Raw genomic sequence first — 21,541 nt, 5'->3', positions numbered from 1 at the left:
AGCAGATGACTGGTCGGCAGATGGTGCCCGCGGAGGTCGTAGAGACCTCGTGGGATCGGGTGTGGGCGTCCCAGACGTCCAAGGTGCTCGTCGTCGTCCCGCCGTACGTCGTCGGTGTCCTGCTGTTCGGGCTGGCCGCCGCGTTCCACGCGCTATGGGGCAGCGGCCAGGGCGCCGCGTGGGCGTCGATCGGGGAAACCCTCGGCACGATGGTCATCACTGGTGTGACCTGGGGTGTCTCCCACCACCGCGGCGACTGGGGGCGGATCCATACCACCGCGACCGCGTTCCTGACCGGCATGTGGATCACCGTCGCCACCGTCGCAGGTGTCACCCATCCCGTGGTGTTCTACTTCTGGGTGGTGGGCGGCCTGGTCATCGCTGCGAGCTGGAACATCCGCACCATCATCCGGAACAAGGGCTACGAGTCCGGGGTCACCGATCCGCTGGCGTTCCTGTTCGACCGCAACAAGGACAAGGCCAAGCTCAGCGGGGCAGCGATGAAGACCATCGACGCCAGCGAGCAGAAGATCGAAGCGTCGATGGCTCTTCCCGCAGGTGAGAAGACCGTCGAGGACATCCAGAAGCGCACCGAGTACATCGAGGGCGCGATGGGATTCCCGCCCGGGACGATGACCATCACCGCCGACATGGACCACGCGGCCCGCGCGAAGGTCACGTTCTCGGACCCGCGGATCATCCGGAACCCGATCCCCTGGCCCGGCCCCTCCCGCCCCGGTGCGTCGATCGCGGCGCCGATCCGGCCGGGCGTGTGGCAGGACCTGTCCGAGGTCGAGTACGTCATCGTCGGCCACCACACCCAGGTCGTCGGCATGACCGGCTCCGGGAAGTCGATCGGCTGCGCGTGGAACACCATCGGCGAGATCATCACCCGCTACGACGCGATGGTCTTGGCCTGTGACCTGGTGAAAGGGTTGCAGACGCTCGGCCCCATGGCTGAAGGACTGCACCGCCTGGAGGTCACCGAGGCCGGTGCCCACGCCATGCTCCGCGAGCTGCAGGAGAAGCTGAGGGAACGCACCGACTACCTCGCCGAGAAGGGGCTGGTGAAGTGGAAGGAGGGGTGCGGGCTCACCTACATCGTGTTCTGGATCGAGGAGGCCTGGAAGTTCTTCGAGGTCGTGGACATGGACCAGTTCGAAGAGCTGATGAAGGCGCTGCGGTCCGCCGGCGGGTCGGTGTTCTTCTCGCTCCAGCGCAACGACCACACCCAGGTCCCCACCCTGATCCGCGGCCAAGGCGCGAACTGGTGCTTCGGAGTCGCGAACTCCCACGACGCCGCGTTCGGTCTAAGCGAGGCCCAAGACGACGCCGGAGCGCGCCCTGACCTGTGGAACAACGAACAGCCCGGCATGTCCTACCTGCACGCCCCGGGGATCCCGAAGAACCGGATCGCGATGCCGCTGCGCACCTACAACTGGGCGGAGGACACCGCCGCGATCCGGGCCCACTGCGCGCTGTACCCCGCCGCGGCCAAGGAAATCGACCCGATCAGCGCCTCCCTCGTCCGACTCCCGGCTGCCAACGCCGCGGCCCCGGCTGACGACGAGACCACCGCGATCACCGACGAGGACCTCGAGCTGCTGATCCTGGCGGCCGAGCTGGTCATCACCACCCAGTTCGGGTCCACCTCGATGCTGCAGCGCAAGCTCCGCCTGCCGTTCGAGAAGGTCACGCTGCTGATGGAGATGCTGGAGACCGCCCGGATCGTCGGGCCGGCCAACGGCTCGAAGGCCCGCTCGGTACTGGCCAGGCCGGACCAGCTCGAAGAGGTCGTCGCGTGGCTCAAGACCGGCGGGTCCTCGGGCAACGAGGAAGAGCTCAGCGAGTACCTCAAGACCGAGGACCCTGACCCGACCCTGCAGGCCGGCCTGGACGACGACATCGAGGACGACCCCGAGGACGAGCCGTTCGAGTTCGCCCGGCCGGAGCCTGGCGGGAAGATGTCGCCGGAGCAGGCACGGGCGGTGTTGTTGGCGCAGTTGGAGGAGTGGCGGGCGGCGGGCCGTACACGGTTCGCGACGCGGGACATGAAGCCGGTGTGGCAGCAGACGGGGCTGTCGCGGGCGTGGGCGCAGAAGCAGCTGGCCAAGCTGATCGAGGACCGGGCGCTCGGCTACGACGACAAGGCGCAGGAGTTCGTGATCCGTGAGCTGGTGTCGCCATGATCGCGTGGCGCCTGCGTGGCGCCCGGGAGGGGGTTGGGGGAGAGAGTTACAGGTCAGCGTGGGTGCCACGGTCTGTGGCACCCGGGCGTGGCACCCCCGTGGCACCTGTCGTGGCGGGGGCGTGGCACCCGACCGTGGCACGTCCGTGGCGCCCTCGCGCGCACGCGCATGGCGGGTGCGCGTGCACGCCCGCCCACAAGATCATTAAGCGTTTTTCGTTCCTCCCACGCGCAGCCGTGCATACGCGCACGCGCGCGACCCACCCGCCCGCCGGCGCGCCCAGGAGCGTGCGCCCGTACGAGGGGCGACAACCATGCCGAAGCCGGGGCATCGAAGCGTCGGCGCAGCCGGTGAGTGAGTCGAACGGCGTTCTGGTCGGTGTCTCGGCTGGCGCACGGGAACGAGGATTCCCAGGAACTGATCACCGGCGGGATCCGGCGCTCGGAGGCTGCCCGGATGAGTGATCATCTGGGACCCCCCATAACTCCAGTTATGGGGGAAGTCGTGATCTTGGAGCCGGTCGCGGCACCGAGCGGCGTTCGGTTCAACGGAACGGCCCCTTCCGTTGGATCGGACGCCTCTCCTACCAATCTGTGTTGGACCGGCGGCCGGGACGAGGCCATACGGATCTGGCTCAACGCGTACAACTCCCCCCACACCCGCGACGCCTACGCTCGCGACATCGCCAAGTGGCTCGACTGGCTCGATCTCTACAGCGTCTCCCTCGAGGCTGCCCGCCGCGGCGATGTCGATGCGTTCCGCTCGGAGATGGACGAGGCCGACCCGGCACCCGCCACCGCCACCATCCGCCGGCGCCTGGCCGCCGTCTCCTCGTTCTACCGATACTGGTGCGAGGAGGAAGTCCTCAGCCGGAACCCGGCCGCGCACGTACGCCGGCCGAAAGCCAGCACCGAGCCGGGCAGCATCGCGCTCACCCGCGGCCAAGCCCGCCAGCTCCTGGACTACGTCGGCCAGCTGCCCGACGGCCGGCCCGGCCTCGTCGTCCGTCTCCTGCTCGAAACAGGGATGCGTGTCTCCGAGCTCTGCGCCGCGCGGGTGGAGGACCTCGGCGTCTCCTCCGGCCACCGCACCCTCACCATCGTCCGCAAGGGCAACGTCACGGCCACCACCGTGCTGCTCCCGGCGACCGCCCACCGCCTCGAGGTCTACCTCCGCGGCCGCGCCACCGGGCCGCTGCTCGCCACGAACGGCTGCAAGAGGGACGGCCAGCCCGGGCCGCTCGACCGCGGGTACGTACGGGACCTCGTGCGCCGCCTCTCCGTCGAGGCCGGGCTACCGCCGGAGGTGTTCGAGCGGATGCACCCGCACGTGCTACGGCACACGGCGGCCACCCTGCTGGACGAGGCAGGTGTGCCGATGCAGCGGATCCAGCGGCAGCTGGGCCATGCGGACATTCGGCAGACCGAGCTGTACGCCGGGCACCGGCAGGAGCTGGAGGCATCGCCGGTGTACGTGATGGGCCAGATGCTGGCCGCCGCGTAGGTCCGGCGGCCAGGGTGTGAGGTCGTTCAGCGCGGAAGCGGTACCGAAACGTAGTCCGCTGCACCGTCCCAGGTCAGCCACACTTCACCGGGCACCGGGCTTTCCCCCGACCCATCCGCACTGAACCGATGGGAACCACCCGCCGGGATGGTCACGTCCTTGGGCAGATCACGTTGAAAGTAGGCGGTCATTCGCGACTCGTCCATGGTGACCCCCGTGGCCGCCTCTGTACCGTGATTTCGCAGCACGAAGGCTTGCTTGCCACTGCGCACGATCGACCAGAGGATCTTGGGGGGCGCGGTCGCCGCGGCCTGTTCCTCCGAGAACGCGAGGGCTCGCTCTGCTACCTGAGCGGATCGCACGGCTGCCTGCGCGCTGACATCGCCAGCGTCCGCCGACCGGACTGCAGCCTTCCGCGCCCGCCGGGACTCAACGTAGGCCAGGACCGCGACGGCCAGCGAGAGGACACCGAGTCCGATCGCCGTCCAGGCAGATGCGTCGCCCCACTCGATTTTCCCCATGCCGCTGACCGTACTGCCCGCGAGTGACGAAATTGCCGGGCGCCGGCCCGGACCCGGCAGGCCGCGGTGAATCAACTCCGGGTTCCCAGCATCGAGGAGGTCTACGTGCTCGGCCAGATCCTCGCCTGAGTCCGGCTCATCTCTTCCAGCGCTCCCGCCACTGCTGACGGCCGAGGACCAGACCCCAGACCTCCGCGGCGCCAGCGCCCTTGAGCCGCTTGGCGACAGCGTTCAGCGTATTGCCGCCGGTGAACACGTCGTCGTAGACCATGATGTTTTTGTCTTTGACCAGCTCAGGGGCAGGTACGTTCAGGCGCTTGTACAGGTGGCCTGCAACCCGGCTCCGCTCCCACCCTGAGCCGGTCTCCCTCATTTTCTTTGTCCCTCGGATCTTCTCAATTAACGGCGGATCGAGCACAAAAGGCAGATTACGGTCGTCCTCCTCGATCGCCCGCTCGATCACGTAACCGGTGTGATCATTACCCTGCCTAGGTTGCTTCTTAGGTTGGAACGAAGGCATGGGTATGATCGCGTGGATGTTCTCGGTGAGCTCAGGGTTGGCGTATAGGTGGCCGAGGACGATTCGGGCGAAGACCATGCCCCAGCCGTAGTTGCCTTCCTTCAGCCTCTCTATGCCGGTTTCAAGGGGTCCCTCTTTGACCCCGATCACGGCGGTACCGTCGAACGCTCTCGCCGGGTCGTTGCACAGCTTGTTCGAGCAATCCGAGTCTGCTGCAGGTAGGGCCTGGTGGCAGATTGGGCAGTTCGCGTCCTGTGGACTGCGAAGGCTCCCCAGCGCGCAGCCGTAGCAGACGTAGACAGGCCCGGGGCGGACATAGGGGCAGCGTGCACACTGTCCAAACCCCGGGGTGGGTGGCGGGTCCTGGGGTTTTTGATTCGGCGACTCCTGGGGGGAGGGATCGCCGACCATCAGTCGTCGCGCTCTGGTAGCCCGAAGTCGAGTGCCAGTTGGGCTCGGCGCGCATCTACCGCTTGGATCCGATCCGGTGTCGCCAAGGCGGCCACGACGTCATCGACGTCTTCCACCATGACCGCGCCCCTTTCCTTGACGTATGTCTCTGCCCAAGGCTGATCTTGGGTAAGGCTTCGGAGGAGGAACACCTTCTTGCCATGTTCGAGGGCTAGGCGCGCCTGCATCTTCGCTCCGGAGGTCTTGGACGCTTCGATGACCACTGTCCCTTGTGCGATCCCTGACATGGTTACGTTACGGCGGGGGAAAGTGTAGGTGGCTCCGGGCGCATCTGGCCAGAATTGAGAGACGATGGCACCGCGTGTCGCGATCTGGTCGGCAAGATCACGATTTTCCGCCGGGTAGCAGCGGAGGATGCCTGTACCGATCACGGCAATCGTGCGGCCGCCGGCATCGAGTGCGGCGGTATGTGCCGCAGTATCGATACCACGGGCGAGCCCGGAGACGACCGTTACGCCGTTTTCGACGAGTAGCCGTGACATCCGCGTTGACCGCTTCAGCCCTGTCTCCGTGGCCTGCCGAGTACCAACGACAGCGACGCTTCGCAGGTCACTTTCCTGCAGTTCACCTTTGACGAAAAGGAAAGGTGGCAGGTTGAAGATCAGTCTGAGCGTCGTGGGGTAGGCATCGTCGAGCACTGTGACGAGATGAGCGCCGGCGTCGAACGCGCGTTCCGCTTCCCGCTCGACCTGTTCAGCCATGCGGTCCAGGTCACCGGCATGTTGGGTGATGAGCTCGGCGGCCTTGCTCGCCTCTGGGGAGAGCTCCGTCACCTTGCCTTGCCATAGAGGATCGATCCCGAGTCGCTGTGCCTCGCGCGCCAGAAAGTACCAACTGGCGCCGCTGATCTTGCAGAGTGTGAGCAGCTTGATCTGCTCCGAGGTGATGCGCATCCTACTCTCCTGAAAATATGTTCGAATGCGTCTTAGTTGTATACACCACACGTTGATGAACCGACAGGCCCAGGGTGCCCCAAGCGGCGTTCTGATGCCCCCTGACATCTCCGGTTTACTCTTAATTTTGCGCTCGTACCTGTCTGTATTCGCTGCCCATCGGTTGCCATGGCCGAGTGCGGCCACCGCGCGTCCGCAGTGGATCGAGGCCGAACCCTTCCGCTAACCCCGACTAAGACCCTCCCTCGTTACGTGACTGTCCACCGAGATCGTTCAGTGTCAGGTTGCGCGCCAGTGCTCCGCGCGGCTGCGAGCGGGCGGTCACGAACCTGCAGAAGTCCGACACGTACCGCCCCTACTATCCTTACTCTTCGAACGGGCGTTTGACTACGGGTCTCTGACCTCGGTAGAAAGCCCGAGTGCCGCACGTCCCGCCCGTCGTCCACGCCGACACCATCAACGGGCTCGCCTACCTGCTCGGCTGGGAACGCATGCCCGTCGCCAACGGCGGAGGGTGGGCCGCCCGCATCGGCTGGGTCGAGGCCGACGACACCGGCGCCTGGAAGCTCCGCGGAGGCTCGGTCCCCGCTGGCGCGGTGCGGAGGATGCCGGGGCAGGACTACGGCCGGGTGCCGCGCGACCCGCGGCCACGGGACCCCTCCGACACCCGCACCCAGAACCGGAAGGATCGGCCGGCTGACCGTGCGTACTTCGACGAGATGCTGCGCCGGCAACCGCTGAACGCCGAGCAGCAGCGGCGGATGCAGGACATGGACGGCGACTTCTAACCATCGCGGCCCACGTCAGGAGCTATTTGCCGCAGCTCCCGATCCGTTGACGAATGCGCACAATACGTGAAAGGACGGTTACACCCCTCGATCACCGGAGGTCAGCGTGGACCGACCAAACCTTGCCGCCGCCCTCGACTTCGTCTTCCAACTGACCCCACGCCGACTCGTCTACCTAGCGGCGCTCGCGACGCCCCTCCTGATCTGTATGGCCGTAGGCGACTCCGCCCTGCAGCAGAAGGCGACCGCGCTCTTCGTGGTCTGGGTGTTCGGCGCCCTGGTGTGGATGGTCGAGTGCTGTCGGCGGGCCGAGGTCAGGGCTGCTGCTCTGCGGCGGCTGCAGATGCGGATCGATGAGGCCGTCCATGAAGACGACCTGCGCCGCATCCGTGAACGGTTTGGTCCAGTCCACGGTCAGGCGAACGGGGCCCTCCGCGATGTGAAGGTGGCCCCGATCGGCGACGATGCCGAAGAACGCCGGCGCAGGGCTTCACTGAAGTGACGGGCTACCCGGATGCCAGGCCTCTCTGTAGTCAGTGCCTATGATCGGCGCGTGACCGCTGAAGAGTTCCCTGCCGACCTCGTTGACCTGCAATGTTCGTTCCTTGCAGCCGAGGCCCGGTGCGCTGAGCTCAGCAACGATCAGCGTGCCGAGTTCGAAGCGACGATGGAGGAGATGCGCCAGCTCGCGGAGCGGCTCAACGACTACTGGGCCACGGTCGCTCCGGGGACCCGGTCAGACGCCAGAGCTGCGCTACGGAAGGCGGCCCGGGCCAAGCTGGCCGGCGGCTGACCGGCGCACGATCACTAACGCTCTCCGCGGGGAAGGCCCAGCCACTGGTTGAGCTTGTACTTGGGCACCGACCCGTAGTTCTCGCCCTCAACCTGCTCGATCGCTTCCGCCACGACCTTCGCACGCCGACCGCGCCAGTCGCGGCCGTCCCATTCCATCCACGCGATCTCCGCGCCCCACTGGCCCGGCTCCAACTCGTACCAGGCCAGCAGGTAGGCCGCACCGCCGCCGGCGCGACCGGAGCGGACGATGGGCGGCACGATCGGCATGCCCCTTTTGTACCCCTCCTTCCGCCCGGCGCGTCGCGGCGCCGCAAGGGATGGGGCTGCGCACCGACCGATGGCGCTGAGACCTGCTCAGTGTTACAGCCTGTCCGATACTGGTCACAGTTTCGGGAAGGCAGCACGGCAGGTGCAACCATGCGCGGATGAGTGATCCGCATGAACCCACAGGACAGGACGGTCAGATCTCCAAGGCAAGGGCGTACAACGCCCTAACCGGAGGAGATGACAACACCTCTGCGGAACGCCGCAGGATCGCAGCGTTCATGAAGAAGTGGCCGAGCGTGCCGAGGCTCGGTGCCGTCCAGCGGGCGTACGTGCTGCGCGCGGTCCGCTACCTGGCCGAGGAACACGGCATGGACCAGTTCCTCGAGCTCGGCTGCGCGCTCCCGAGCTCGCCCAACATCCACGACGTCGCCCAGTCGATCCACCCGAACGCCGCGGTGGTCTACGTCGACAACGACCCCAGCGTCCTGGCACACGCCGAGGCCAGCTACGCGGCCGGCCCGCGCACCACCTACATCGAGGCCGACGTCAGCAAGCCGGACTACATCCTGACTCATCCCAGCACCCGCCAGCTGATCGATTTCTCCCGGCCGGTGGCGGTGCTGATGTTCACCGTCTGGCATTACGTGCCGGACACCGCCGACCCCGCCGCGAAGATCGCCCAGTACCGCGAGGCGGTCCCGAAGGGCAGCATCATCGCGATGTCCCACGAGATCACCGACGGGGCTCCCCAGGAGCTGGTCGACGACACCCGGGCGGTGTTCCCCGGCGGTCAGTTCCCCCGGCCCCTCAGCGAGGTCGAGCAGATGCTGGCCGGACTCACGATCATTGAGCCGTGGACGGATCTTCAGCTCTGGCGGGCTCCGGAGCCCGAGGAGCTCGCGCAGATCCGGCTCGTCGGCGCCATCGCCCGCAAGGACTGAGACCGGCCGACTACAGCTCGCCGCGACGGATCCGGTCGACCAGCCGCTGCCATTGATCCGCGGTGAGTGTGAGGACGGGGCCGCCCGGGGTCTTGGAGTCCCGTGCGTGAACCAGGCCAAGCCCGGCGGCGACCTCAAGGCATTGTCCGTGGGGCTCACTGCGGCTGCTCTTGCGCCAGGTCAGGGCCTGGTCAGTCGCGTTAGTCACGCCGGGTCTCCGTCCGTTGCAGCTTGCTGTCCGAGGGCTGCGAGCATGGCCAGGGTCTGCTCGTACTTGGTGCCGAGCTGGATGAGCTGCTCGTGGCGGCGGAGGTAGGCGGCGACCTGCCGCTCCTCGGTCACGTACGAGTCGCCTGCCTGGGTTTCGAGGTAGACGGTTTCGGGGTCGAGATCGCGGTCCCGGAAGGTGAGAATGCTGAACGGTCCGGCGGCCGGCAGCGCTCCGGCCGTGAACGGCGCGATCTGTACGGTGACATTCGGCGTCTGAGCGGCCTTGCGCAGATGCTCCAGCTGATCGGCCATCACCTCGGCGCCGCCGACCAGCCGACGCAGGGCCCCTTCAGCGATGATCGCCCACAGCCGAACCGGATCCGCGGAGGTCAGGAGCTGCTGGCGCCGCAGGCGCACCGCGACGAGCTGGTCGATGACCTCTGGTGGTGTCTCAGGTGCTCGCGCCGCCATGAGCGCGCGGAAGTAGGGCTCGGTCTGGAGCAAGCCGGGGATCACTTCGCTTTCGAAGCTGAGGATCTTGCTGGTCTCTGCTTCGAGCCCCACGTAGGTGGCGTACGGCTCGGACATCACGCCTTGGTAGTCGCGCCACCAGCCGCGTCCGCGGGCCTGCCTGGTCAGGTCGAGGATCTCGTCTCGCTCTGGATCGGCTTCGTCGATGCCGTACAGGTCGAGGAGGACGGTGACGTTGGCGACCTGCGGGAGCGTGCCGATGGCGCGTTCGATCCGGTTGAGTTTCGATTCTGACCAGCCGGCGTGTTTCGCGGCTGCGGCGATTTCGGTGTAGCCGGCAGCCAGGCGGAGATCTCGTAGCCGTTGGCCGAGGCGTCGGTGGCGAACAGTGGGACTGCGCCGAGGTGTCACGGGCGTCGCCTTCCACTTCCGCCTGGTGATCCAGAGATCCTAAACCGGTGTACGGAGCCGGTCGCCTAGGTTGCCCAGTGCTGCGCGCCGGGTCGACTTAGACAATAACTTACTTGTATTTGACGGTTGCAAATCCTGGCGCATGGGTGCAATGTGAGTCACGCGTCACTTACTGAACGTGAGTTACGTGAGGGCATAAGCCCGAACTCCGGCGCAAGCCTCCCCGGCCCGCCTGGAACTGTGCTTTGAGAACTCCACAGCGGGAGGGACGGCATCCACGGGGGTGGTGGCCGTCCCTCAAGAAGCCTCCTGGTCGTCCACCTCGGCCACAGTCTCATCGCCCCGATACACGCGCTCACGCTCGCCCTTGCGGGTCACCACCAGCACCGGCGTGCCCTCCGCGATACCCCACTGCTCCTCGTCATCACGGGTCGCCAGGCGGACACCAACGCGGTCTCCTGCGCGAATTGCGACCACGTTCGGTTCCTCCCTTCGCTCCCGGACTCGATTGCCGACCCCTCGCTCCGTGACCACCAGCCCTTCGACCCGGAGGATGGCGACCGCCTTGCGGACGGTCAGCCGGCCGAGGTCGTACTCCTGGCCCAGCCGGGGCTCGGACGGCAGGAGCGAGCCGGGTTCGTAGTCGCCGGCCTTGATCCGGTCCCGAAGGATCTGGGCGAGCTGGACATAGGCCGGGGCGTAGGCGGCTCGGCGGATGGTGCGGGGTGGCATGCAGGGGACCGTACGGATACCGGTCTACCCCGATGCACGGGCATCGGTCTACCCGGGTACCCGGGTAGATGTGTCACCCTGACCTGGGATTTTAGGAGCACCAAGGAGCCGGGCGTATCCTGTAGTCGCCACCAGATCGGGACGGAGCCACCGGCCAGCTCGGCCGGTGGCTCCGTTATTTCGCGAGCGCTTTACTATGCGCGCACCTCGTTGAAGAAGGCCCGCCACGCCGCGGCTGTGAAGACCAGCGCAGGGCCAGCCGGGTCCTTGGAATCCCGCACAGCGACGGCCGAGCCGAGGTCAGCTACCTCGACGCAGTCTTCGCCTTGAAGGGAGCGACGGGACTTGCGCCAGTTGGCGCGCGAGAGCTCATGTGCCTGTGCCACCAGACCACTCCTTGATCAGTTCGGCGAGAAAGGCCGCCGTGTCCTTAGGGCTGAGAGCCAGCTGGGTGAGCGCCCTCCAGTCGATGTTAAATCCAGACTCAATGACCTTTCCGGTTGGATAAAGGTCGCCGGCCCTGGTCTCGACGTAGATGACCTGCGGGTACTGAGCGTCCTCGAAGTCCATGAGCACGAATGACCCGGCCATCCCGACGTGCGCGCCGACCGTGAACGGCACGACCTGCACCGTGATGTGCGGGAGCTGGGCCATCTTCGCTACGTAGCCGACCTGATTGAGCATGACCTCCGGGCCGCCAACGGCGCGGCGCAGCACCGCCTCGTCCAGGATGACGTGCAGCTCCTGTGCCCGGCGATTGAACCGGGTGCGTCGCTCGCTTCGGAGTTCGAGGATCCGTGCGTTGTCGGGTCGGTCGCCGAGCACCGCGCTGACTGCGGCCGCGGCGTACTCCTCGGTTTGGAGCAGAGCCGGTACGGCCGTTCCTTGGTAGCTGCGGACCTTGCGCGCGTTCTCTTCGAGCTCGACGTAGATGCCGGTTCTGACGTCGTCGTAGTCGACCCACCAGCCGCCGATCTTCGCTTCGCGGCGGAGCTCCAGGAGGGCGCCGGTCTTGGTGGAGTCGGCGTTGTAGACGGCCAGCATGCGGCGCAGCAGTGCTTCTCGGGGGACGGTCTGGGCGCCTTCGATGCGCTGGATGGTGCGTTCGGTGACGTCGATGCGGGTGGCGGCCTCGCGCATGGACAGCGTGGCCGCTTCTCGGAGGTCGCGTAGCTCGCTGGCGAGTCGGAGTCCGCGGATTGTTGCTGGCACGGCGTTCAGTGTCCCATCAAGCAGAGTGTTGACCTTGGCCACATACGGTCACATCTAATGTCGTCCCGACATTGCATAATGTCGCCCCGACATTCCATGCTCGTTCCAGGACACGGTCCCACACCGGGAGTGAGCGTGATGGTCGCAGCAGGCGAAATCGCATCAAAAGGCATGGCCGCCTCGGTGCGCAAGACGTTCACCGTCGCCCCCGAGGTCGCCGGCGATGCACGGGGACTCGTCGGCGACCTGCTCATCGCGATCGGCGTTCCCGGCGAGACCCGCGGCGACGTCCTGCTGATGCTTACCGAGCTGATCACCAACGCCATGGTCCACGGCGCGGCGGGGCAACCAGGCCTGGCCATAGAGCTGCTGCTCTACACCGACGACAAGGTGATCCACGTCGCGGTCACCGATCCCGGGCTCGGCGGTACACCCGAACTGCGCGAGGACCTCCTCGCGGACGGCGGCCGCGGCCTGCGCCTGGTCGATGCGCTCTCCGACCGGTGGGGCCACGAAGCAGCGGAGCCAGCCGGCTGCTCGGTGTGGTTCGAGGTCGACCACCAGTACCCCAGGAAGGTGACCCCATGATTTGGCGCGGCGGACCGTCCATCCTCGTCCCCGCGAAGGCCCGCGACGCCGCGCCGATTTACCACACGCGGGTGCGCATGTCCCACGTCATGCGCGCCCGCATCCACACGGGCACCACAGCCGGTACTGTCCTGCCGCACGGCGCCCGGGGAGGGGGCAGGCTGCGGGGCCGGGAGCATTCCACAGCCCTGGTCTCGCAGCCGCCCTCCCGCCTTGGACTGGGCGGCGTGTACGCCCTCCTCCACAGCGGCCACGCCATCGGCGACTACTGGGTGCAGACCAGGACTTGTGCCGCGGCGAAGAGCCGCGACGGGTGGACTGGGCAGCGCGCCTGCGCCATCCACGTCGTCACGCTCACAGCCACCCAGGGCGTCTTCCTCGCCGCTGGCGCACTTGCGGTAGGGACGCGTCTCAACTCTCGCCGCGTCGTTGCAGGGCTCGCGGTGAACGCCGTCTCGCATTACTGGGCGGACCGGCGCACCCCGCTGCGCCGGCTGGCCGAACGGCTCGGCGAAGGCAAGTTCTACGGGCTCGGGCAGCCCAGGCCCGGCCACGACGACAACCCATGTCTTGGCACCGGGGCCTACGCGCTCGACCAGGCGTGGCACATCGGCTGGCTGGCCGTCGCCGCAGCGATCATCGCGGGGGACTGACCAGCCATGACGACTCCGCAGGTTGTGTTCGTGGGCGTGCTGTTCCTGGCTGGCGGCTGGTTCGGCGGCCTGGCTGGCTACGTCCTCCTCTCGGACCGGCGCCGCCAGCGCCCAGCCCCCCAGGCCCGGCACCGTGCGGAGGTGCGGCGTGGCAAGCCGTGATCCGCGAGTCGGGCAGATCGTGAACCTGTACAACCTAATCCTCGGCAGCGCGCCCACGGAGTTGGAGCGCACGCGGGAAGGGGCTCCTCTCGCTGAGTCCGAGATTCCCGCGGCCGCTGCGTTCATGGACCAGCTCGTGGCCGAGGTAGCGGCCGAGCGTGAGGCGAATCCGCCGGCCGATTGAGCCGGGTGTGGCGGCGGGGCCAAACCACTCCCACGGCCCGCCCCGCCGCCGCACCCTAAGGCCCGTGCCCCTTCGATGAGGGGGTGCGGGCCTTTCCATTGTGCGCGGTAACGAAGCCAGCCAGGCGGAGAGGCGGGCTCTGGCTGCGGTGGGCAAGGTGCTCATGTGCCGACGGTAAGCAGCCACCGGGGGCGTGCGGGAGACCTGACGCGGGCTGTGGATAACGTCGGAGGCATGGGCCAACGGTGGACGGCGCCGGGTGGCTGGGACGTGGAGGCCATCGTTTTGAACGGCCGGCCGTGCCTGCGGGTGCGTCTGCACCGGTCGCTGGTGGGGTACGCGTACAGCATGGCTGAGCTGGAGCGGATGCTGGTGGTGTTCGGGATCTCTGTCTCAGACCTGGTCGAAGTCGAGGATTAGCCGACTCTGATGCATCCAAAGCAACGGTCCGCAGCCTGTGGCTGCGGACCGTCGGGCGGGAGCGGATTAGGGGTCAGTACGAGATGGTGATCGTGTTGCCGGTGACGACTGAGCCCTTTGGCGCGTCCCAGAAAACCCCTGTTCCGAGTTGACCGGAGGAGTCGGCCGCCGATGAGGATGTCTCTGTCTCGACAATGGGCAACGGCTCGCTGAACTCACGCCGGACAACTCCCCGGATGACTTCGGACACGGACGTGCCGCGCGTTTCGGCGATCTCCCGGAGACGTTCCTGCTCGTCCTCCGATAGCCGCAGGGAGACAACCGCGCCCTTCGGTTCCCTTGCCATGCTTTGCACTCCTCTTGCTGGGGGTCTCCGTGTCATACAACACGCCCGCAGACGTTTACGCCAGAATCAAGTTCAAGGTGCGGTCTGTATACGATCTAGTGTAGCGTCGTAAACACCAGGTCAACCACAGGAGGTCCCCCTTGACCACAAGCCCGATCGACTTCACCGTCGATGTGATCCTCTGCGACTCTGCGGCAACCGCCGACGGCAAGCTCTTCCTCCAGGGCGGCGGGTGGAACTCGATCAGCGCGCCGACATTCCCGTTCGTTCAGTCGCGGATCGGTCTCGGCATCATCGTGGGCATCCCGTACACCGCAACCAACGAGAACCACTCGTTCGAGCTGCGGCTCCTCCATGAGGACGGCGAGCCCCTGTCCCTGGCACCTGCGGGTGCTCCCGAGGCGCTCAAGGAGCAGATGACCCAGCTCACCGGCAAGTTCAACATGGGTCGGCCGCCGACCCTCCAGCCTGGCGACGCGCAGCCCATGCCGCTGGCCATGAACTTCGATCAGGTCCTTTTCCCCGCGCCGGGCAAGTACACGTTCGAGCTGTCCATCGACGGCAGCGAGCGGGGTAATTACGCCTTCCGTGTCCTGAGTCACTTCGCCACCACCCTGCGGCCGACGGGCCCCGGCGGAGCCTGACCCTCCCGAAACGACGAACGCCCCGCCCTCCCAATCGGAGTGCGGGGCGTCGTCATGCAATGCGTGATGGACCGCGACCCGGCCACGGCCCAGCTACGCCCGGTACGGCCGGTACGTCCCGTCGCTGGACGGGGACACCGCCGGCGGATACGTGGGCTTCCGCGCCGTCAGCCCCAGCGCCAGCAGCCACCGGCCGATCGCCGGGTACTTGTGCTCCAGGGCGAAGAACAGCGCGTAGTAGAGGCTGATGACGATCGTGCCCACCGCAAAGGTCAGGCCCGCGCTGGTGTTGTCGTCGATCACGATGCCAGCGATGCGCATCACCCAGGTAAGGGCCGCACCGATCGCGACGGGCACCCAGGTCCGGATGAGCCCGGTGGCGTAGGCGTGGATGTCGAGCATGGTCACTCCTTCGGGGAGGTGGCCTCGACCGGCGTGAAGTCGAGGTAGTACTGCTGGCCGGGCACGAACACCACGGCCGGGTTGTCGACCTGGATGCGCAATTCACCCGACGGCGTGTACCTCGCGTACCGCTGGTCCTCCGGGACGCTCTGGTCGTACTCGGCCTGGAATCGGTACGTGCGCGGCCAGGTGAACTCGCCTGACGGCACGTTCTTCCGGGTGTCGGGGTCGAACTTCAGGCCCTCTACTGGGGCGTCGGTGGTCTGCTCGACGGTGCTGCAGCGGAACTTCGCTCGTACGGTGGTCAACGGCTTCTCCTTCGGTTGCGCCGGGCGGCGCGCCTCGACGCGGCGATCCTCCGGCGGTCCCGGTGTGGGCGGCCGGGGCCAGGGGCATGGGGCGGCAGGTGCACCACCCAGGTCCACATGCACGGCATCGGTCACGAAACTTCGAAGGCGACGTGCACGTCCCCGGCGTCCTCACGGCGCACCGAGATGCCGGAGGTGTCGGCCGGGTCGGTGAACGTCACGACCGTCTGCCCCTTGGTCGAGTCGACCATCACGTGGTCGACCTTCCAGGCGCCGCCGCCGTGGTATACCGCCACCCGCAGCGCGGCCGGCGGCAGGCTCTGCAGCCCGTTGTCGGCGGTGAAGCCGATGGTCTTGAAACGGCCCTTGGGGAGCGCGATCGGCGTGATCGCCCCGGGCCCATCGGCGAGCTGTCCGTACGGCATGTCTGGGTCCTCCTGCGACTGGGGCTTGGGCGCCGGCGCCGGCTTGGCGAGGCGTCGGGCGATCTCCGGGACGATCTCCGTCTTGTACTGGCGCAGCCTCACCGCACCCGGGCAGTCGTGCCCGTTCTTGTTCCAGCTGGGGAACTGCGCGTGCCACCCGAAACCGGCCTGGCTGGGGCTGGAGACGATCCGCGCGGGGTGGCCCGTCTGCTGGCACCACCACACGCCCAGCCGCACGATGGCCTCGGCCTGCTTGGGTGACCAACGGACCCCGTTCCGGGCACCGTCGCTCGTCTCAACGCTGGTGGCGTACGCGTTGCCCGAGAACTGCGCATCCGCCGAGTGAGTCAGGTCCTGCCACTGCCAGATCGCGCCGTCCAGGCCGGCCGGGTCGTACTGCCCGCCCACCCCGAAGTGGCTCTCGGTGCCGCCGTATCCGCTCTGGCGGAACATCGAGTCGGTTCCGCGCAGGTAGCCGCTCATGGTGTGAATTACGAAGATCCGCGGTTTGCCGATTGACGGTTCGGACTGCGCGCCGAGCGGCCGCTTCTCGGCGAACGGACACCAGAGCTGCATCGAGCCTCCTCGTCGAGCGGGCCTCTATACGGGGATCGACACACGGCGGACGAAACGCTCACCCGGCTATGGAATTTCGCTATACGAAAACTACACTCCGTATTACGAAACCAGGAGAGGCGGGGATCAATGACACCACCCACCACCTCATGTCCCTGCCACCCCTCAATCGACGACGCCATCGCCGCCCACCAAGGCGTCGTCGAACAGCAGGCCCGATCGCTGGTCCACCCCGACGACGTCGGCCACGCAGACGTCATCAGCGACGGCATGGAAGCGCTCTGGCGGGCCCTGGCCGCCTACGACCAGGCCCGCGGCGACCTCGAACCGTTCCTGAAGGTCAGAGTCCGCTTCCGCATGATCGACGGCATCCGCCGGAGGAGCGGCCGCGGCGCCGGCCCCCGCCCCACCACCACCGGACTCCACGAAGACGTCCCGGAAGTCGCCATCCGACTCCGCTTCGAGGACGAAACCACGCAGGTCGGCGCGCTTGATGCGTGGCTCACCTCGGCTGCAGACCACGACGAACGACTCCCCGCCGCCCTCAAGTTGCTGGCCGAGGGCTGGAACAGGACGCAGGCGGCGTGCGCGTCCGGCCTGTCCCGCACCGCCCTCTGGCGGCTGTTGCGCGACCTGCGCAGCACCGCATGACCCCCAGGAGAGAAGGACCCTTGAAGATCGGACTCACCGGCGGCGCCGGATTCATCGGCGGCCACCTCATCGAGGAGCTCGTCGGCCGCGGCCACCAGGTCATCGTGTTCGACCACCGCGGCCGCGTGGACGCCCAGATCCTGCTCAACATGCCGGAGTACGACCGCGAGGCGGTCACCGTGATGCTCGGCGATGTCCGGGACGCCACGGCGGTCACCGAGCTGGCCGCGCACGTGGACGGCATCATCCATCTGGCCGCCGTGCTCGGCACCCAGGAAACCATCCAGAATCCGCGGCCGTCGGCTGAGATCAACATCCTCGGCAGCCTCAACGTGTTCGAGGCGGCCGCCCAGTACGGGCTGCCCGTCGTCTACGCCGGCGTGGGGAACCACTGGATGCGCGACCACGGAGCCGGCTCATACACGATCTCCAAGAGCGCGGCCGAGGACTTCACCCGGATGTTCAACCAGTTCCGGGACGGCCGGATCGCGGTGGTCCGGCCGGTCAACGCCTACGGGCCGCGCCAGTCCATCGCCGCCCCGTACGGCACCAGCAAGGTCCGCAAGATCCTCCCCGCCCTCACCTGCCGGGCCCTGACCGGTGCGCCGATCGAGGTCTACGGCGATGGCACCCAGGTCTCGGACTGCGTGTGGGTCAAGGACGTCGCCGCTGCGTTCGTCAGCGCCCTGGAGTTCACCGCGGCGGGTGGTGCGCCGCCAGCGATGCCGGTCGAGGTCGGCCCTGCCGGCTCCCGGACGGTGAATGACATCGCCCGCCTGGTGGCCGCCGAGGCAGCCCAGATCGTGGGCGGTGACCCCGTGCAGATCGTGCACCTGCCGATGCGGCCGGGCGAGGTCCCGAACGCCGTCGTCTCCGCCGAGGTGGCCACCCTGAAGCAGATCGGGTTGGACGCCGACGACTTCCTTCCCCTCAAGGAGGGGATCCGGGCGACGGTCCGGCATTACGCCGAGAGTTGGCTGCCCGGATACCTCGAGGCCTCGAGGTGAAGGTGTTCGGTTGGGCGGCCGACGAGGTGAGCGGCTGCCGGTGGTACCGGTTGCAGGTCCCGCTGGCCGAGCTCGCCCGGCGTGGCCACGTCACCGGCCATGCCGAGCGGTACACGCCGGGGTGGGACGACGCGGACGTGGTCATCGGCGCCCGGACCTGTAACCCGGGGCCGAGCGTCAACTGGCAGCGGTGGGCCGAGCGCGGCCGGCGGCTGGTGCTGGACATCGACGACGACTACTTCCGGATCGACCGGTCGAACCGGGAGGCGTGGGAGTTCTTCGCCCGCGGGGATGTGCAGCGGCGGCTGCAGGCGAACGCGGAGATGGCCAGCGCGGTGACGGTGTGCTCGCCGCGGTTGGCCGAGGTGATGCGCCCGTACAACGCGAACACGATCTTCGTGCCGAACGGGCTGCCGGCCGAGATGCTCACCTGGGCGCGGCCGCCGTCGCGTGAGGGCTTCGTCGTGGTCGGCTGGGCCGGGACGGGCGGGACGGTGCATGACCTGCCGCTGATCGCTGGGCGGCTGCGCCGGTTCCTCGACCGGCACCCGAACGTCGTCGTCCACACGGTCGGTGTCCCCGGGGATGCCATCGTCCGGGCCGGGCTGCGGCATGAGCGGGTCAGGGTGACGCCATGGGTGCCGGGCACCGAGGCGTACCTGCGGGCCGTGGCCGCCTCGTTCGACGTCTGGTGCGCGCCGTACCGGCCGACGCAGTTCAACCAGGCCAAGGCACCGACCAAGGCACTGGAGGCCGGAGCGCTCGGTATCCCCCTGGTGGCCTCGGACATCGTCCCGTACCGGGCGCACGTTCGGCACGGGGAGACGGGCTACCTGATCAGCCGCGACCACGAATGGGACGCCGCGCTGCACGAGCTGGTGAACGACGCGGACCTGCGGGCCCGGATCGGCGCGGCGGCCCGGGCGCAAGCGGCCGAGCACACCATCGAGACGATCGCGCCCCTCTGGGAGCGCGCCCTATCCGGGAGCAGTACATGAGCCTTATCGAGCACGCCCGCCGCGAACTGGAGCTCTGCGGGCAGGCCGTTGAAGACCCCGAATACGCAGAGGCGATCGTGAACGCGGTCGCCGCATTCGCCTCGTACGGGCACTCCGGCGGATCGGCGATGGTGGCCCGCGAGCAGCTGCACAGCCTCCTCGGTTTCGAGCCGTTGTCGCCACTGACCAGCGACCCCGCCGAGTGGATCGACCGATCCGACATCAGCGGGACCCCGATGTGGCAATCCGCGCGGGACCCCAAGGCCTTCTCGACGGACGGCGGCAAGACCTGGTACCTGCTGGGCGAGGAAGCGCCTTCGGGCGGGGTCGAGGTGCAGCAGAAGCCAGCCAAGGCCCACGCCATCCAGTGGACCGGCAAGAACATCGAGGACATGGAGGAGTTGCTCGGCGAGCTCTTCGACTACGACCCGGAGAGCACCAGCGACCCCGACGAGGCCGGCGTAATGGACTGCCGGCGAGGCCAGTCCTGGCAGGCGATCTACCCCACCGACTGGGCGGTCCTGCTCGGCCCGGGCCGGGCCACGGTGATGAACGCGGAGACGTACGCCGAGATCTACGAGGCGCCCGTGACGCTGTACGGGATATGGCGGGTGCACGAGGAGCCCGCCAAGACCGGGTGGCTGAGCACCGGGGGCGGCCACGTCATCGTGGCCGAGGATCCCCTCGAGCTGACGAGGCTGGCGGGCACCGAGATCCGTGAGTTCCCAGGGACCTTCCCGCACTCCGAGTGGGCGCAGGGCGAACTACCGCCCGCGCTGGAAATCGTCCCCGCGGTCCGGACCGGCCCGGAGCACTACCGCGAGGGCGTACGCCTCCTCACCAACGCCGCAGCCCGCGACGCCGAGGGCGCCAGGTACGGCCAGAAGCGCCGCAACGATCCGGGCACCGCGCTGCTCACCGGCCGGGCCCGCGCGCACTTCGCCGCCGCCCAAGTCGCCGCCACAGCGGCCGCCGTCCACCCCGGCAGCGTGTCCTGGCAGGAGGCGATCGGCACATGATCCAGGTCAACGTCCGCGAGGACGACCTCCGCGACCAGGTCCTCATCTACATCATCGACAAGGACACCTCCGACACCATCCCCAGCTACGGCCGGCCCCGCCGCATCCTGCGGTACTCCACCGACGAGCCACCGTCGTGGGAGGAGGTGACCCCGGGCCTTGAGACCGAGCCGTCGCTCCGGCTCGGCCTGGAGGTCGCCAGGCCGCTGCTGGACGCGCTCCACGCGCTGTTCGCTGGCCCGAGCGACACGCGGACCTCGCGTGCGGATCTGCTGCATGAGCGGGGCCGGGTGGACAAGCTCATCGACGCCCTGATCGCCCCCGTCCAGACAGCCGTCATCGAACAGACCCAGAGAGGAAGCTTCTCGTGATCGACAACCATCCGGTGATCGCGTGGACGCCGTACGGCCGGGAACGGACGGTGTCCATCCTGGTCAAGTACCTGGAACGCGACCACAAGGCCGGGATCATCGACGAGTACTGGCTGTACCTCAACACCGACCCGAACCAGGAATCGGACCTGCGGTACGCCTACCAGCTCGCCCGCGACCACGACTGGATCAAGCTGAAGGAGCGTCCGGCCGGCTCCCCGCGCCTGCACCCGAAGCAGAGGAACACGGGCTGGTTCTACCAGCACTGCACCGACCCCGACGCCGTCTACGTGCGGATGGACGACGACCTGGTGTACGTCCACGAGGACGCCGTCCAGCATCTGGTGAAGGCCCGTCTCGACTGGGAGGGCAGCGTGCTGTGCGCGTTCCCGATCATCATCAACAACGCGGTGGTCAGCTGGCACCTGCAGCAGCAGGGACGCATCCCGGGACCAGGCGAGGGCTGGCAGAAGGTCACCCTGCCGTACTGCATGGACCCCGTGGGTTGGGGCGACGGGGCGTTCGCCGTCGGCCTCCACGAACTGCTGCTCAGCCACATCGAGGCGGGGACCGTCGAGCAGCTGTTCATGCACCACCCGGTGGTGCTCGCCCCACGCCAGCAGTTCAGCGTCTCGTGCTTCGCGACGATGGGCTCCGACTACACCGACTTCACCCCGGTCGGGAACATCGGCAAGGAAGAGGAGTTCTGGCACTCCGTCCACCGCCCGGCCGAAATCGGGAAGGCGAACGTCATCATCGAGAACTCCCTGTTCAGCCACTGGTCGTTCTACGGCCAGCACCGCGAGCTGAACGCCACGGACCTGCTGGAGCGGTACCGCAAGCTCGCAGAGGAGCTCTGACCG

The 21,541-nt window shown here is 67.7% G+C and carries 29 protein-coding genes; 16 read left to right on the top strand and 13 right to left on the bottom strand.

What is annotated here, in order from left to right:
• Nucleotides 1-5 precede the first annotated feature (5 nt).
• Entirely contained in the window at nt 6-2,189 is a 2,184-nt protein-coding gene (locus tag ACRYCC_RS26485) for a DNA translocase FtsK (protein ID WP_433816396.1), read from the top strand.
• A 504-nt stretch (nt 2,190-2,693) separates the two neighbouring features.
• On the top strand, nt 2,694-3,692 hold the full coding sequence (locus ACRYCC_RS26480; protein ID WP_433816395.1) for a tyrosine-type recombinase/integrase: 999 nt from the start codon (nt 2,694-2,696) through the stop codon (nt 3,690-3,692).
• Between the two features lie 26 nt (nt 3,693-3,718).
• Here ACRYCC_RS26480 and ACRYCC_RS26475 read toward each other — a convergent pair whose 3' ends face one another.
• The 3 genes from ACRYCC_RS26475 to dprA form a co-directional block, all read right to left on the bottom strand.
• Entirely contained in the window at nt 3,719-4,213 is a 495-nt protein-coding gene (locus ACRYCC_RS26475) for a hypothetical protein (protein ID WP_433816394.1), read from the bottom strand.
• Nucleotides 4,214-4,349: 136 nt separating this feature from the next.
• Nucleotides 4,350-4,883 carry a ComF family protein gene (locus ACRYCC_RS26470; RefSeq protein ID WP_433816393.1) on the bottom strand — a complete coding sequence of 178 codons (534 nt, stop codon included), beginning with the start codon at nt 4,881-4,883 and terminating at the stop codon, nt 4,350-4,352.
• A 260-nt stretch (nt 4,884-5,143) separates the two neighbouring features.
• Complete coding sequence (gene dprA, locus ACRYCC_RS26465) at nt 5,144-6,097, bottom strand: DNA-processing protein DprA (protein WP_433816391.1); 954 nt, start codon at nt 6,095-6,097, stop codon at nt 5,144-5,146.
• A gap of 419 nt (nt 6,098-6,516) precedes the next feature.
• On the opposite strand from dprA, the gene ACRYCC_RS26460 reads away from it, so the two are divergent.
• From ACRYCC_RS26460 to ACRYCC_RS26450, 3 genes are all read left to right on the top strand, one after another.
• The gene (locus tag ACRYCC_RS26460) at nt 6,517-6,885 is read left to right on the top strand and encodes a hypothetical protein (RefSeq protein WP_433816389.1); all 369 of its coding nucleotides are present in this window, start codon (nt 6,517-6,519) and stop codon (nt 6,883-6,885) included.
• 106 nt (nt 6,886-6,991) lie between these two features.
• Complete coding sequence (locus ACRYCC_RS26455) at nt 6,992-7,387, top strand: hypothetical protein (RefSeq protein WP_433816387.1); 396 nt, start codon at nt 6,992-6,994, stop codon at nt 7,385-7,387.
• Between the two features lie 51 nt (nt 7,388-7,438).
• On the top strand, nt 7,439-7,678 hold the full coding sequence (locus ACRYCC_RS26450) for a DUF8825 domain-containing protein (protein ID WP_433816385.1): 240 nt from the start codon (nt 7,439-7,441) through the stop codon (nt 7,676-7,678).
• A 14-nt stretch (nt 7,679-7,692) separates the two neighbouring features.
• On the opposite strand, the gene ACRYCC_RS26445 is transcribed toward ACRYCC_RS26450, so the two are convergent.
• Entirely contained in the window at nt 7,693-7,947 is a 255-nt protein-coding gene (locus ACRYCC_RS26445; protein WP_433816383.1) for a hypothetical protein, read from the bottom strand.
• A gap of 158 nt (nt 7,948-8,105) precedes the next feature.
• On the opposite strand from ACRYCC_RS26445, the gene ACRYCC_RS26440 reads away from it, so the two are divergent.
• Complete coding sequence (locus tag ACRYCC_RS26440) at nt 8,106-8,888, top strand: SAM-dependent methyltransferase (protein WP_433816381.1); 783 nt, start codon at nt 8,106-8,108, stop codon at nt 8,886-8,888.
• A 10-nt stretch (nt 8,889-8,898) separates the two neighbouring features.
• Here the strand turns inward: ACRYCC_RS26440 and ACRYCC_RS26435 are convergent, their stop codons facing one another.
• The 5 genes from ACRYCC_RS26435 to ACRYCC_RS26415 all read right to left on the bottom strand — a co-directional run bounded on the left by ACRYCC_RS26435 (nt 8,899) and on the right by ACRYCC_RS26415 (nt 11,966).
• The gene (locus ACRYCC_RS26435; RefSeq protein ID WP_433816379.1) at nt 8,899-9,096 is read right to left on the bottom strand and encodes a DUF397 domain-containing protein; all 198 of its coding nucleotides are present in this window, start codon (nt 9,094-9,096) and stop codon (nt 8,899-8,901) included.
• Entirely contained in the window at nt 9,093-9,980 is an 888-nt protein-coding gene (locus ACRYCC_RS26430) for a helix-turn-helix domain-containing protein (protein ID WP_433816378.1), read from the bottom strand. Before ACRYCC_RS26430 ends, ACRYCC_RS26435 begins: the two co-directional genes overlap by 4 nt.
• A 297-nt stretch (nt 9,981-10,277) precedes the next feature.
• The gene (locus ACRYCC_RS26425; protein ID WP_433816376.1) at nt 10,278-10,712 is read right to left on the bottom strand and encodes a GntR family transcriptional regulator; all 435 of its coding nucleotides are present in this window, start codon (nt 10,710-10,712) and stop codon (nt 10,278-10,280) included.
• A 194-nt stretch (nt 10,713-10,906) separates the two neighbouring features.
• A complete protein-coding gene (locus ACRYCC_RS26420; protein ID WP_433816375.1) occupies nt 10,907-11,098 on the bottom strand; it encodes a DUF397 domain-containing protein in 192 nt (63 codons plus the stop codon).
• Nucleotides 11,082-11,966: a helix-turn-helix domain-containing protein gene (locus ACRYCC_RS26415; protein WP_433816374.1), complete on the bottom strand. Its 885-nt coding sequence runs from the start codon at nt 11,964-11,966 to the stop codon at nt 11,082-11,084. The genes ACRYCC_RS26420 and ACRYCC_RS26415 overlap by 17 nt, the downstream gene beginning before the upstream one ends.
• Nucleotides 11,967-12,062: 96 nt before the next feature.
• Between ACRYCC_RS26415 and ACRYCC_RS26410 the strand changes: the two genes are divergently transcribed.
• From ACRYCC_RS26410 to ACRYCC_RS26400, 3 genes are all read left to right on the top strand, one after another.
• Nucleotides 12,063-12,512, top strand: coding sequence for an ATP-binding protein (locus ACRYCC_RS26410; RefSeq protein ID WP_433816755.1), 450 nt, complete (start codon nt 12,063-12,065; stop codon nt 12,510-12,512).
• Complete coding sequence (locus tag ACRYCC_RS26405; RefSeq protein WP_433816372.1) at nt 12,509-13,165, top strand: hypothetical protein; 657 nt, start codon at nt 12,509-12,511, stop codon at nt 13,163-13,165. The genes ACRYCC_RS26410 and ACRYCC_RS26405 overlap by 4 nt, the downstream gene beginning before the upstream one ends.
• A gap of 580 nt (nt 13,166-13,745) precedes the next feature.
• Nucleotides 13,746-13,931: a hypothetical protein gene (locus ACRYCC_RS26400; protein ID WP_433816371.1), complete on the top strand. Its 186-nt coding sequence runs from the start codon at nt 13,746-13,748 to the stop codon at nt 13,929-13,931.
• Nucleotides 13,932-14,004: 73 nt separating this feature from the next.
• Here ACRYCC_RS26400 and ACRYCC_RS26395 read toward each other — a convergent pair whose 3' ends face one another.
• Nucleotides 14,005-14,277, bottom strand: coding sequence for a DUF6290 family protein (locus ACRYCC_RS26395; RefSeq protein ID WP_433816369.1), 273 nt, complete (start codon nt 14,275-14,277; stop codon nt 14,005-14,007).
• Between the two features lie 140 nt (nt 14,278-14,417).
• On the opposite strand from ACRYCC_RS26395, the gene ACRYCC_RS26390 reads away from it, so the two are divergent.
• Nucleotides 14,418-14,921, top strand: coding sequence for a DUF6941 family protein (locus ACRYCC_RS26390; protein WP_433816367.1), 504 nt, complete (start codon nt 14,418-14,420; stop codon nt 14,919-14,921).
• A gap of 93 nt (nt 14,922-15,014) precedes the next feature.
• Here ACRYCC_RS26390 and ACRYCC_RS26385 read toward each other — a convergent pair whose 3' ends face one another.
• From ACRYCC_RS26385 to ACRYCC_RS26375, 3 genes are all read right to left on the bottom strand, one after another.
• The gene (locus ACRYCC_RS26385; protein ID WP_433816366.1) at nt 15,015-15,323 is read right to left on the bottom strand and encodes a hypothetical protein; all 309 of its coding nucleotides are present in this window, start codon (nt 15,321-15,323) and stop codon (nt 15,015-15,017) included.
• A gap of 2 nt (nt 15,324-15,325) precedes the next feature.
• Nucleotides 15,326-15,631, bottom strand: coding sequence for a hypothetical protein (locus ACRYCC_RS26380; protein WP_433816364.1), 306 nt, complete (start codon nt 15,629-15,631; stop codon nt 15,326-15,328).
• 131 nt (nt 15,632-15,762) lie between these two features.
• Complete coding sequence (locus ACRYCC_RS26375) at nt 15,763-16,632, bottom strand: hypothetical protein (RefSeq protein WP_433816362.1); 870 nt, start codon at nt 16,630-16,632, stop codon at nt 15,763-15,765.
• A 129-nt stretch (nt 16,633-16,761) separates the two neighbouring features.
• Here ACRYCC_RS26375 and ACRYCC_RS26370 point away from each other — a divergent pair, with 129 nt between their 5' ends.
• The 6 genes from ACRYCC_RS26370 to ACRYCC_RS26345 are packed head-to-tail and all read left to right on the top strand — an operon-like array spanning nt 16,762 to nt 21,538.
• Nucleotides 16,762-17,283: a sigma factor gene (locus ACRYCC_RS26370; protein WP_433816360.1), complete on the top strand. Its 522-nt coding sequence runs from the start codon at nt 16,762-16,764 to the stop codon at nt 17,281-17,283.
• A 20-nt stretch (nt 17,284-17,303) separates the two neighbouring features.
• On the top strand, nt 17,304-18,290 hold the full coding sequence (locus ACRYCC_RS26365) for an NAD-dependent epimerase/dehydratase family protein (protein ID WP_433816358.1): 987 nt from the start codon (nt 17,304-17,306) through the stop codon (nt 18,288-18,290).
• Nucleotides 18,287-19,288: a glycosyltransferase gene (locus tag ACRYCC_RS26360; protein WP_433816356.1), complete on the top strand. Its 1,002-nt coding sequence runs from the start codon at nt 18,287-18,289 to the stop codon at nt 19,286-19,288. Before ACRYCC_RS26365 ends, ACRYCC_RS26360 begins: the two co-directional genes overlap by 4 nt.
• Nucleotides 19,285-20,307 carry a hypothetical protein gene (locus ACRYCC_RS26355; RefSeq protein ID WP_433816355.1) on the top strand — a complete coding sequence of 341 codons (1,023 nt, stop codon included), beginning with the start codon at nt 19,285-19,287 and terminating at the stop codon, nt 20,305-20,307. Before ACRYCC_RS26360 ends, ACRYCC_RS26355 begins: the two co-directional genes overlap by 4 nt.
• Nucleotides 20,304-20,678, top strand: coding sequence for a hypothetical protein (locus tag ACRYCC_RS26350; protein ID WP_433816354.1), 375 nt, complete (start codon nt 20,304-20,306; stop codon nt 20,676-20,678). The genes ACRYCC_RS26355 and ACRYCC_RS26350 overlap by 4 nt, the downstream gene beginning before the upstream one ends.
• Nucleotides 20,675-21,538 carry a hypothetical protein gene (locus ACRYCC_RS26345; RefSeq protein ID WP_433816352.1) on the top strand — a complete coding sequence of 288 codons (864 nt, stop codon included), beginning with the start codon at nt 20,675-20,677 and terminating at the stop codon, nt 21,536-21,538. The genes ACRYCC_RS26350 and ACRYCC_RS26345 overlap by 4 nt, the downstream gene beginning before the upstream one ends.
• Nucleotides 21,539-21,541: the final 3 nt, after the last annotated feature.

It is taken from the genome of Actinomadura scrupuli, assembly GCF_050971785.1.
Lineage (GTDB): Bacteria > Actinomycetota > Actinomycetes > Streptosporangiales > Streptosporangiaceae > Actinomadura_E > Actinomadura_E scrupuli.
Note: the sequence above shows the minus strand (reverse complement) of the source record. Positions and strands in the feature narration are given on the sequence as shown.